This window comes from Deltaproteobacteria bacterium (genome assembly GCA_017302835.1).
Taxonomy (GTDB): domain Bacteria; phylum Bdellovibrionota; class Bdellovibrionia; order Bdellovibrionales; family Bdellovibrionaceae; genus UBA2316.
In genome coordinates this window covers 52,155-64,514 of the sequence record JAFLCC010000002.1, presented here as the reverse complement: position 1 = coordinate 64,514, position 12,360 = coordinate 52,155, and the positions used below count along the sequence as shown (strand labels likewise).

Here is a 12,360-nt window from a genome sequence, read left to right as displayed (position 1 = left end):
CTAAGGACTCTCACATTTTATCCAGGAAAAATTCTTCAGCGAGTTCCCTGGCACACATCGCTCAAATTTCAATATAGATGGCTCTTCAAACCAAGATCCTAAATTGATGGATATCTTTGTTTCATTGTTTTTTTGAAATTCGTAAGTGTCTTTTACATGCATGTGCCCAGTAATCATTACATCAAAAGGATCGCGGTCAGGATCATGATTCTGCTTTTGATCTTGATCTTGATTTTCAGCATAGTTTCGGATCATTTCGATAATTTCAGTCGTTTTGTTTTCTTTAAACCGACGGCTGTTTTTTCTGCTTTCATGACTCCATTTTTGTCCCAAAATTTTCCAAAACAATCCAGGAATAGTATGAGCTAAAAATGTCATTGTCGGTGTTCTTAGAAATCGACGTAACCGCAAATAGGCTAGGTCTTTGGAGTTGATCAAATCACCATGTTCTAATCGAAATTTTAATCCCTCAATGGAATAGGTCTTTATTTCTCTTTGAACTTCAAATCCTAATTCCTGATGCCAAAATTTATTTAAATGAAGATCATGATTTCCTTCAAAGTAAACGACTTTAAATCCTTTTTGTTTAACCTGAATTAAATTATGTATAAGCCGCTTATAGGAATGAACAAAAATTTGATGGTTTGAAACCCAAAGATCAAAGATATCTCCAAGTAAATAAATATCGCCCCGATGACTCAACCAATCTTTTTCTAAAAACTGATTGAGTTTTATATAATTTATATCTTGATTATCTTTTATATGAACATCAGATAAAAAGTAACTAACTGCCATTCATTATTTATCAATTTCTTGACTTTGTCTTTTGCGAATAAAAGAAGGAACTTCTAAATTTTGACTCGAGAATGAGGAGTTTAAGACCTCCCGGGCCATTTTTCTGGCTTCTTCTAAGGAAGCCTCGGCGTCCACATTCATTGAAAGCTGCTCTGGCTGATGATGTTTATTTTTTATTTCCTGACTTTCTCTAAAAGCGCGTGCCTTGGCGATCAACATTTCTCGAGTATTTAAAGACGAGTCTATCGGAGCAATAGGCGTCGCTTCAATGGGCTGAGGAGCAGGGATTTGAGAAACAGAGGGAACCTGATGAATCTCTTCCATCGCTTGTGGAACAGGATTTTGACTTTGATTTTGACTTTGATTTTGACTTGGACTTGGCATCGCCATCGGCATATGAATTTCTTGTGAAAATATTTTTTCTTGAGTAAAATAATTCACTGAGTTTTGCACCGTTGAAATGGGCGGCAATTCATAATTCAAATTGGGCATAGGGGGCAGTGTGAAATTCAAATTGGGCATCGAAACACCCTGATTGTTAACGATTGGATTTAGGAAATTTTGCATTCCAGAAAAGGCGTCTTGTACATTGATCTTAGGTTCTGGTTTTGAAAAACCGGTGGCTATTACAGTCACTCGCACTTCATCCCCTAAGCTGTCATCAATAACGGCTCCAAAAATAATTTCGGCATCTTCATGGGCTGCCTCTGTGATAAGGGTGGAGGCTTCATTAACTTCGTAAAGGCTGAGATCCGATCCCCCGGTGACGTTGATAATAATTCCTGTAGCTCCATCAATTTTGATATTTTCAAGAAGCGGAGAAGAAATGGCTGCTGTCGCGGCTTGAACCGCACGGTTTTCACCTTTAGCAGCGCCCGTTCCCATGATGGCCATGCCTTTTTCTTTCATCACCGTGCGAATATCTGCAAAATCTAGATTAATTAAACCACGTATATTTATCAAGTCAGAGATGCCTTTTACGGCTTGTAATAAAACCTCGTCAGCTTTTTTGAATGTTTCCAATAAAGGGGTTTTCTCTGCAGCAATTGTTAATAGCTTTTGATTAGGAATGACGATAAGAGTGTCGACATTTTCTCGTAATTCTTGCAATCCACTTTCTGCGTGCTTGCTTCTTTTCTTACCTTCAAACATGAAGGGCTTGGTCACAACTCCAATAGTAAGAGCGCCCAGCTCTCGAGCAATCTTTGCGACAACAGGTGCGCCACCTGTTCCTGTGCCACCACCCATGCCAGCAGTGACAAAAACCATATCAGCGCCCTCTAGCTTTTCAACAATTTCATTGTAGGATTCAATGGCAGCTCTTCTTCCTACATCAGGATTGGCACCAGCGCCTAAGCCTTTGGTTAAATCTAATCCCAGTTGTAATTTAGTTGCGGCTTTATTTGAGTTCAAGGCTTGAATATCTGTGTTGGCCACAATAAACTCAACACCGGTCATTCCACCAGCAATCATTGTCGAAACCGCATTGCTGCCGCCGCCACCAACACCCACTACTTTTATGTTCGCTCCAATACTGATATTTTCCTCTAGCTCAAACATATTCTCTCCCCTAATTAAAAAATTTGTGCAAAAAATTCTTTCATCTTTTTTGCAAGCGAATCTGCTGATTCAGATATTATAAACTCGTGTCCTTGTTTTGAAAGCTCTTCTTTATTTTCGTTTAATCCGTAATATAAAAGACCCACAGCCGTCGCATACTCACTGAGCCTGACGACATCAGAAAGTCCACCAACTCCAGAAGGTATTCCTTTTCTCACAGGAATTTCAAAAATAAATTCACCCATTTCGACAAGTCCTTGTAATTGACAGGCCCCTCCCGTAAGCACAACTCCCGAGCCCATCATGGACATCAAACCGCTCATTTTCATATCTTGTTGAATAAGATTTAAAGTCTCTTCAGATCTAGCCTCCAGAACATCAGCTAAATCCTTGCGCGGAATGGATCTGGATTTTCTTCCTCCGACCCCTTGAACATCCACGACTTCTTGCTCATTTATCTGCGAAGAAATGGCATATCCGAAATCAACCTTTAACTGCTCTGCTGAATTTTGTGGTGTTCTTAAACCAATAGCTACATCATGGGTAAAATGTTGCCCGCCTACGGGAATCACTGAGGTATGAGCCACACTCCCATTCACAAAATAGAGTAAATTGCAGGTACCACCACCCATATCCACAACACAAACTCCAAGACTTTTTTCGTCTTCAGAAAGAACGCACATGGAGGCGGCTAAAGAATCTAATACTAATCCTTTAATTTTAATTCCCGACTTTTCTACACACTTAATCGTATTGTTTATGGCTGTTTGCCCACCCGTGACGATGTGAACATTTGCCTCAAGTCGAACTCCAGACATACCAATAGGATCTGAAATTCCATCTTGGGTATCCACTTTGTATTCTCTTGGAAGAACATGTAAAACTTGTCGATCAGCGGGGACGGCCACGGCTTTTGCTGCTTCAATGACTCGATCAATATCTGATTGAGTTACTTCTTTGTTCTTGATGGCAATCATGCCTTTTGAGTCAAAAGATTTAATATGGGTTCCACTGACCCCAACCCAGGCCTCCTGGACCTGATATCCTGACATGAGTTCGGCTTCTTCCTTCGCTTTTTTGATAGCGCTTTGGGTGGCCTCAATATTCACCACAACGCCTTGACGAATACCGGTATTATGGGCCTTGCCAACACCGACGACTTCAATCTTATTTTCAGAATTGACGACACCAATAACAAAGCCTACTTTCGTAGAGCCAATGTCCAAACCTGCAATAACCGGATTCTTTGATTTTAAACTACTCATGGAATAATCCCTTAAGTCTAAACAGGACTCATCTTAAGTCCTTATCGTTTAAGCTTAGGGACCCTTACGCAACCTGACAAGAACTTTCTGTGAAAGGTTTGCATCTATGACGCGAGCATCAATTCGCTTTGATTCTAGATATTCCATTACATTTGAAACTCGTTCTGACTTGATTTCAATTTTATCTTCACCCATTTGAATGAGCAGATCATTTTTTATCAGCTGCAACCAGAATCCTGTTTTTTTATTGTAACCTACTTCTGCAATTTCATTTTGATTGAGAGGACCTTTTTCTGGAAGTCTTTGAATCAAATCGATCGTCTTCTTTCTTAAATCTTTTTGCAGAGCCACTTTCCGATCATAAAGATGCACGCGATCTGGAATTTGATTTTTATTTATTTTATCAAGCATTTCATTATTTTCGAATATGGGAAAGACATCATTATTTTCATCCCAATAAAGCATGACGATATCAAATTTATTTATTTTAACCTTCAATGAATTGGGCCACTCTCTTTGTACTTCAAAATTCCGAATCCATTTTTCATTAGAAATGATTTTAACAACTTCACTCAGATCGATTTGAAATAAAGACTTACCTTTAAAGTTTTCTAATTGGGCATTTAAATGTTGCTTTAATGAATCCAAATAGAAATCTTGACGATCCCAATATGCATTTTCAAATTTAATTTCTTTTAATTCAAAATAGCCTTGCTCATTTAATTTCCAAAGAGGAACAAAAATAATTATTGGCAGAAGGATCATGATAATAACTTTTATTATTTTTTGACTCATAGTTGTGGCTTTATTGTATAATAGCCTGATCTCATTCTGATGTAGAGTCGGGATTTACAGGTTCCCTACCTTTGTCACAACCAGGAATTGACAGGAGTCTGTCCCCAAAAGGTCATCTACTTCGTTGGACCTTTTGGGGACAGACTCGATAGGAATAAATTTGGTACCCATTTCTATTAATTGGTGTGAGCAGAGATTAATGACATACCAATCTTCCAGCTATCCCCAGCTCCCAAAGTAAGAAAAATATCACCTGGTTTCAGGATTTGATCCAGACTTACAATATAATCCACATCTTTTGCTAAATAATATTTCTTATCCAGCTTCAGTTCATCATATAATTTTTTGGAGCTAATGTTAGGGATGGGGGCCTCTCCTGCAGGATAGATATCAGTTAAAATTAAAACGTCCGTTAAATAGAAACAGTTCAAAAACTCATGCCAACAACTTTGCGTTCTTGAATAACGATGCGGCTGAAACAAGGTTACAATTCGATTCTCAGGAAATTTTTCTCTGATACCTTCCAGAACTGCCCTGACTTCCGTTGGATGATGTCCATAATCATCATAAACTTTAATCGAATTGTATTCACCCTTAAATTGAAATCGTCGATCCACACCTTTGTAATTCTTCAAAGCGTGAAGTGATTGATTTAAATCAAGCCCACAATGGTAGGCAACCAATAAAGATGCGAGAGCATTTAAAGCGTTATGGCGTCCCGGAATTTCTAATTCCAAAATTCCTAGCAAGTTATGTTTACTGTTTTTTTTATTATGATAATAAATTTCGTATTTGCCTTTTTCACCTTGGAGCCAAAAATCATTCTGAGAACTAAAGCCATAATACCAAATCTTTTTAGGAAAGTTTTCAAATAAGGTTCGAGTCACCTGATCATCACCATAAATAATATTGATTCCATAAAAGGGAATTTTTAATGCAAAATCATAAAATGATTTTTGTAAATTCTCAAATGTCTTATAATAATCCATATGATCGGAATCGATATTGGTAATAATTGATATTTCTGGGGTGAGCTTGTTAAAACTGCCATCACTCTCGTCAGCTTCCGCAATCATCCATTCACCACTTCCAAGCAAAGCAGTGGAATTGATTTTTTCAAATCGAGCGCCCACCACAATGGTTGGATTTTTGTTCGCGCTAAGAAATATCGAAGACACCATGCTTGTTGTTGTTGTTTTCCCATGGGTTCCAGCAATGGCAATGCCTCTTTTCGATCTCATCACTTCAGCCAAAGCTTCGGCTCTAGGGATCACAGGAATTCCTCGAGCCCGAGCCTCCTTCATTTCGGGATTATTTGCTGAAACTGCAGAGCTGTAGACAACAACATCCACTTCACTGTCAGACTTCATTTCTGAATTCATTTCTGATTTGGAATCTCCATTTCCTAAATGAGACTCATGATGTCCAATGTAAATCTTAATGTTCTTTTTCTTCAATCTCTCGGTATTTGCATTTTCAACCAAATCACTACCTGTGACTTCCATTCCCATGTTGGCTAATACTTCTGCCAACCCACACATACCAATGCCACCAATACCTATGAAATGAAACTTTGATTTTTGTAAACTCATAACTTACTCTTCGTGATTATCGTATTGCATGTTAACTATTTGTTCTGCCATTTTTGCCGCCGTTTGCGGCTGATAAAACAATTTTACATTTTGACTTATTTTAAGCCTTAATTCCTCATTGTTTTTTAATTCTTGTATTTTTTTATATAATAATTCAGGTTTTAAATCTTTTTGCTCTATCATCATTCCCGCATTTTGATTTACCAAAGCTTCGGCATTCTTTTTTTGATGATCATCAGCTGCAGATGGGAGTGGTATAAAAATCGCTGGCTTCTTTGCTGCGGCGATCTCAGCAACCGTCCCGGCTCCAGCCCTGCAAATAACCAAATCAGCCCACAAGTAATTTTGATCCATTTGATATAAATACTCATAGGCCTTTGCAAAATCTTTATTTTGATAACTTACATTTATATCATTAAAATCATGAACACCCGTTTGATGAATAAACTCAACCCCTTCCCAGGGAAAATTCAAAATCATTTCTTTCACCGCCGTGTTTATCGCTCGCGCCCCTTGAGATCCGCCAAACACTAAGATTCTAAATTTCTCGTGAGGTGCGCTTATCTCTTGATAAAGTTTTTCGATTTCCTCTCGAATAGGAACACCTACAGTTATAAAACGCCTTGCTTTTAAATAAAGCTTGGCCTCATCGAATACAATAAAACATTTCCTTACAAATCGGGCTAAAATACGATTCGTCAAACCTGGATGAGCATTTGGTTCCCAAAGAGCCGTCGGAACACCCATCAAGGAACTTGCTAAAACAAAAGGCCCAGAGGCATAACCTCCTACTCCTAAAACCAATACTGGTTTTTTTTCAATGACCAAAGCTAAACATTTGATAAATCCCCAGGGCAATCGAAACAAGGTAACCAATTTTTTAAACAGGGAGCCCTTGTAGTTTAATTTTCCAACGGAAATAAGGTTTATTAAGAACCCTTCCTTCGGGATTATTTGAGATTCAAGACCTTCCGGCGTTCCTACAAATTCAATTTCCCAGGAATGGTTCAATCGCTGAATGGCTTTTGCGATAGTGATGGCGGGATAAATATGGCCACCCGTTCCGCCACCAGCAATCATTATTTTTTTCAATTTAAATTTCGCTCCATATTCTTTTCGATATTAACAACGATACCAAACAAAAACATATATACTAATAGAGAGCTTCCCCCATAACTTAAAAATGGTAAGGTTAAGCCTTTCGTTGGCAGCAATCCTAACACAACACCACAATTAATAAAGACATTTATTCCAAATACTAACGCTGACCCCACAACAATTGATTTAAAAAAATCAGACCTAATTAAAATAGCAATCTGCAAAGTCCGATAAAGAATGAACCCATAAATACAAAGAATAAAGAAAAAACCTAAAAAACCTAGTTCTTCACCCATCACAGCGAGGGTAAAATCTGTATGCGCCTCGGGAAGGAAAAACAATTTTCCTTGACCCTGTCCTAACCCAACTCCCGTTAGACCACCGGAATGAAAACTGAGCATTGATTGAATCACTTGAAATCCTTTATGCTCTGGATCTGCCCAGGGATTTAAAAAGGTCATCACTCTCGCTCTACGATAATCCACTTGCATCACTAAAAAATAAAATAAAGGAATAATCGCTACGAAACCACCTAAAATATATTTCCAAGAAAGTCCAAAGGCAAAAAGCAAACTGATTGCCGTAAGACAAATAATAGCAAAGCTGCCAAAATCAGGTTGTCTTAATAGTAAAAAAAGAGGAATTAATAAAACGGCTACTAGAAAGATCATGGGTATTTTATTAAAAAGCGTTTTTCGAAAATAAAGCAGGGATGAAAAGTAAAAAATAAAAGCAATTTTTAATAATTCTCCAGGTTCAAATCGCAAACCAAAAGGCAATTGAAGCCACCGGTAGGCACCACCGACTTTGACTCCCACCCCAGGTATCAAAGTCAGGCCAACACCTAAAAAACCAACAATCCACAACAACCAACTAAATTTTTGTATCCAGGCTAGAGGAATTGAAAAAGCAATAAAAAAAACGATAAGACTGGCGAACCCAAAAAGTAATTGTTTCTTAAAAAAGAAAAGCCCATCGCCATAAGTTTCAAAAGCAAAAATGTAACTCGAGGTGTACACTTGAACAATCCCCATCCCCAACAAAGCTAAAAGCGCTAAAAATAAATTGGAAGATAGGGGTTTTGTCATGAAATTAATTTAAATCATCGCCACCTTGAGCGGAAGGAGATGCTGCTCCTGGTGCAGATCCGGGACCTTTAGACGTTGAGGCTGGGGATGCCGTTGAACTCGAAGTAGAAGAGTTCGAGCTTTTCTGATAGTGGCAACAAAATATAACGCCAAATAAATCAGATGCATTTTTATAATTAGTTAAAGTGAACTGTTTATTGACGTCACATTTTTTGGACATGCGAAGATTCACTTCCACATCAACATCATTATTGGCATCACCATTTACAAACTCACAATACAAACCAGAGCTCTGTGCTACTTTATTTCTTTCCTCTTGTCTTTTTTGCATGGAGGTACACCCTGACAAGAAAAAAAATCCAACAAGGACAGAGGCTACAATCTTTATACCGGACATATGAATCTCCTTCTCATATTTAAGATCTCACGAATATTCTATTTAATTAATTCCGCAATTCAAGTTTTATTCTTCAATTGAGACTTCGATTTGTAGACCTTAGGGCCAGTGAAAAAGAGTGATCACTTATCTATTGACTGGCCCTAAGTTTTAATTATGTTCTTTTCTATAAAAATTATTGAAACTTTCGAATGATCTCTTTGAAATAGTCACCACGTTCGGCATAACTATCAAACATATCATGACTAGAACACCCCGGAGACAACAGGACAATATCACCAATTCTTGTTTTATGAAATGAAATCAAGACTGCCTCTTCAAAGGTGCCAATCAAAAATGTTTCCGCAAAATCACCCAACTCTCTATTGATTCGCTCCTTGGCCTCACCAACTAATATCAAGGTTTTTACTTTTCGCTTGATCATGTTTCTTAAAGGCTCGTAATTTAAATTAGTATCCTTACCACCCATGATCAATATGACATTCTCATCAAACGTGTCCAAAGACCTTAGAACAGCGTGAACATTTGTTGCTTTGGAATCATTGTAAAAAATGGCTCCACGAACTTTTCTAACGTACTCAATGCGATGAGGTAATCCACTAAAGGTCTCGATGACTTTCTGAATCGCTTCTTTCTTAGCTCCATATTCTCTCGCTGTAAGAATGGCCGCCATTAAATTTTCAATATTATGTTTGCCTCTAATTTTAACATTTTTAAGACTATAATACTCGACCTCTGGGCCTGTACGTACACGGATTTCATCGCCAATATTCACAGCCCCGCCGATATTCATTATTTGTGGCTCCAGAGCTTGTTTTCTTGAAAAATAAAATATTTTTCCTCTTTGAACTGCTGGATCTCTGGCAAGTTCCACCACTGCATTATCATCGGCATTTAAAATAGACGTGGTCATTTGATTTGTGTTTCTAAACACTCTTCTTTTTGCATTTATGTATTCTTCCATAGAACGATATCGATCTAAATGGTTTTCGGCCAAATTTGTAAATACAATATTATTTGGATTAAAGTTTTCAGCGTGTTCTAACATAAAACTTGAGACTTCGATAATGACTACCTGGGCCTTTTCATTATAGCGCAAATAATCCGTCAAGGGTTTTTCATTCGAACCACCTACCCAGCAAGAAATGCCACTTTCTTTGAGCATGGATTCCATCATTCTTGCAACCGCTGTTTTACCATTAGTTCCCGTAATACCTACGATGGGTTCTTTAATAAATCCTTGAGCAAATTCAAACTCGCCCGTAATTTTAATTCCCTGATTGCGGGCATATTCAAAAATCTTTAGTATTGGAGAAACTCCAGGACTTAAAACAACAAGATCTTGCTGTAGAAAGGTTTTTGGAGAATGTGAACCTAATTCAAATTTAATTGGCAAACCATCTAAAAGTTCCAATTGTGTTGATAACTCAGGTTTTGACTTATGATCCGTCACCGTCACCTGAGCCCCGTGCTGACTCAGAAAATGACAGAGCGAAACGCCTGTCTTTCCTAAACCTACAACTAGTATTCGTTTATCCTTTAACTCAGAGACTTCTTTGAACATAATTTACCCCATTTTTAATGATTTCTAACCTAATAAATTCTTAACTAATGATTTCTAATGCCAATATTTTCTAACCTAAAATTTCTAAAGCTATTTCCTTCAAATAATACCTTTTAAATTTAATCCTTATTTATCTTAATTTTAAAGTTGCAAGACTCAGGATTGCCAAAAGGAGGGACACGATCCAAAAACGCACAATAATTTTATTTTCAGTCATTCCACCCAATTCAAAATGATGGTGAATAGGGGCCATTTTAAAAATTCTTTTTCCCGTGAGCTTAAAGGAAATCACTTGCGAAATCACACTCAATGCCTCGACAACGAATACGCCCCCTAAAAGCATCATCAAAATCTCATTTTTTGTTAAGACCGCCATGGTTCCTAAAAAGCCACCAAGGCTGAGGCTTCCTACATCCCCCATAAAAACTTGTGCTGGGTAAGCGTTAAACCAAAGGAAACCCAATCCTGATGCCACAATCGTGGCGGCGACAGGGGTTAATTCACTCGCTCCTAAAACATGGGGAATTTGTAAATAACCAGCAATCCCAGCATGACCCGCAAAATAAGCAAACAGCCCCAAAGTGCAAGCACTGATAATTACCGGAACAATCGCTAAACCATCTAATCCATCAGTCAGATTAACTGCATTTGCAGTCCCAACGATTACGAGAGAAGAAAATAAAATATAAAAGTATCCTAAATCAAAATGGAACATTTTTAAAAAGGGAATGGTGACCAAGGTTGATAAATGAAAGTACTGCACCATCACAAATAAGGTCACACCAGAAATTAAAAACTCGCAAAACAATCTTAGCTTTCCAGAAAGTCCTTTGGTGTTTTTCTTGCTTACTTTTAAATAATCATCAATATAGCCTATGACTCCAAAGCCCCAGGTTATGATTAAAACTGACCAAACATAAGGGCTATGGATGTCCACCCATAACAAACAAGGAATCAATGTAGACAATAATATTAATCCACCACCCATAGTTGGAGTGCCCGTTTTCTTCTTGTGAGTTTGTGGCCCATCGTCTCTGATGGCTTGTCCATAATGACTTTTAATAAGTCTACGAATAAAAACAGGACCCCAGATAAGACAAAGAAAAAAAGCGGTAAAAAAAGCGATAAAGGTTCGAACAGTGATATAACGAAAAATATTAAAAGCGGAAATTTCATTAGCAAATGAGTAAAGCCATTGGTATAACATTCCACATCCCAGACTGTATGAAGATTATTTTTTGATTGAATCGAGTGAATTATCTTTAACACAATTGAAATCAAAAAGGCAAGATAAAACTCTTATGTTACTGAAAACAAACGAGTTTTATCTTTTAAAATGAAACTTCTTATTCAGCCTACCAAATAGCCACATGCCAAAGGTCATCGAAATCAGAAATAGAATAACATTTAAAGCTCCTGATCCCAGAGACGCCATTGCTGGCCCCGGGCAATAACCGCCAAGACCCCAACCTATTCCAAAAAGCAGACTTCCAAAAATCAAAGGCTTGGTGATTTCTTTATTAGTCGGATAATGCCATTTCACATCCAACAAAGGAGATGGTTTATTCACAATCAATTTAAAAGTTAGAAAATGAACTGGGATAGCCGCCAACATCACAAACATCAAAGAGGGATCCCAATTTCCTAAGATATCTAAAAATGAAATCACTTTTTGAGGTTGAGTCATCCCTGAAAAAATTAACCCGAGCCCAAAAAGAAACCCGACAATCAAGGCCGATAAAATTTGAAATCCATATTTTTTATAATCCATAATAACCCATCAGCGAGGCTGCAAAAAAACCTGCCATCATAAAAGTCAATGTGGCTAAAAAGGACCTTACAGATCCTCTGGAAATTCCACAAATTCCATGACCACTCGTGCAGCCACTTCCCAAGATGGTTCCAAATCCAACGAGCAATCCAGAAATAATAATCACGGGTGTTGAACGTTTGGATTCATTCACAAACAATTCGGGAGCTATTTGAAAAAAAAGGACTCCCGCAAAGACTAACCCGGCTACAAATGCGACCCTCCATGCTGTGTCCTTTTTAGTTAATCCTAAGATGCCATTGTAAATTCCTGCGATTCCAGCAACCCTGCCATTCAATATTAACATCAGTGCAGATGCCACTCCGATTAAAACCCCACCAATAATAGCATTGGTTATCGATAATATGAATCCCGACGAATACATAAAACTCCTAT

Annotated in this window: 12 protein-coding genes; all 12 read right to left on the bottom strand. The window is 37.8% G+C overall.

Annotation, left to right across the window (positions count from 1 at the left end):
* Positions 1–795 carry a UDP-2,3-diacylglucosamine diphosphatase gene (locus tag J0M15_02250; protein MBN8535847.1) on the bottom strand — a complete coding sequence of 265 codons (795 nt, stop codon included), beginning with the start codon at positions 793–795 and terminating at the stop codon, positions 1–3.
* A gap of 3 nt (positions 796–798) precedes the next feature.
* Complete coding sequence (gene ftsZ / locus J0M15_02245; GenBank protein ID MBN8535846.1) at positions 799–2,355, bottom strand: cell division protein FtsZ; 1,557 nt, start codon at positions 2,353–2,355, stop codon at positions 799–801.
* A 14-nt stretch (positions 2,356–2,369) separates the two neighbouring features.
* Positions 2,370–3,620 carry a cell division protein FtsA gene (gene ftsA / locus J0M15_02240; GenBank protein ID MBN8535845.1) on the bottom strand — a complete coding sequence of 417 codons (1,251 nt, stop codon included), beginning with the start codon at positions 3,618–3,620 and terminating at the stop codon, positions 2,370–2,372.
* Between the two features lie 54 nt (positions 3,621–3,674).
* Entirely contained in the window at positions 3,675–4,415 is a 741-nt protein-coding gene (locus J0M15_02235) for an FtsQ-type POTRA domain-containing protein (GenBank protein ID MBN8535844.1), read from the bottom strand.
* 176 nt (positions 4,416–4,591) lie between these two features.
* Entirely contained in the window at positions 4,592–6,007 is a 1,416-nt protein-coding gene (locus J0M15_02230; protein MBN8535843.1) for a UDP-N-acetylmuramate--L-alanine ligase, read from the bottom strand.
* Positions 6,008–6,010: 3 nt separating this feature from the next.
* Complete coding sequence (murG, locus tag J0M15_02225; protein ID MBN8535842.1) at positions 6,011–7,087, bottom strand: undecaprenyldiphospho-muramoylpentapeptide beta-N-acetylglucosaminyltransferase; 1,077 nt, start codon at positions 7,085–7,087, stop codon at positions 6,011–6,013.
* An 8-nt stretch (positions 7,088–7,095) separates the two neighbouring features.
* A complete protein-coding gene (locus J0M15_02220) occupies positions 7,096–8,193 on the bottom strand; it encodes a cell division protein FtsW (GenBank protein MBN8535841.1) in 1,098 nt (365 codons plus the stop codon).
* 4 nt (positions 8,194–8,197) lie between these two features.
* Entirely contained in the window at positions 8,198–8,590 is a 393-nt protein-coding gene (locus tag J0M15_02215) for a hypothetical protein (protein ID MBN8535840.1), read from the bottom strand.
* A gap of 175 nt (positions 8,591–8,765) precedes the next feature.
* Positions 8,766–10,154, bottom strand: coding sequence for a UDP-N-acetylmuramoyl-L-alanine--D-glutamate ligase (gene murD / locus J0M15_02210; protein MBN8535839.1), 1,389 nt, complete (start codon positions 10,152–10,154; stop codon positions 8,766–8,768).
* A gap of 130 nt (positions 10,155–10,284) precedes the next feature.
* Complete coding sequence (locus J0M15_02205) at positions 10,285–11,361, bottom strand: phospho-N-acetylmuramoyl-pentapeptide-transferase (GenBank protein ID MBN8535838.1); 1,077 nt, start codon at positions 11,359–11,361, stop codon at positions 10,285–10,287.
* Positions 11,362–11,478: 117 nt separating this feature from the next.
* The gene (locus J0M15_02200; GenBank protein ID MBN8535837.1) at positions 11,479–11,925 is read right to left on the bottom strand and encodes a YeeE/YedE family protein; all 447 of its coding nucleotides are present in this window, start codon (positions 11,923–11,925) and stop codon (positions 11,479–11,481) included.
* Positions 11,915–12,349, bottom strand: coding sequence for a YeeE/YedE family protein (locus J0M15_02195; GenBank protein MBN8535836.1), 435 nt, complete (start codon positions 12,347–12,349; stop codon positions 11,915–11,917). Before J0M15_02195 ends, J0M15_02200 begins: the two co-directional genes overlap by 11 nt.
* Positions 12,350–12,360: the final 11 nt, after the last annotated feature.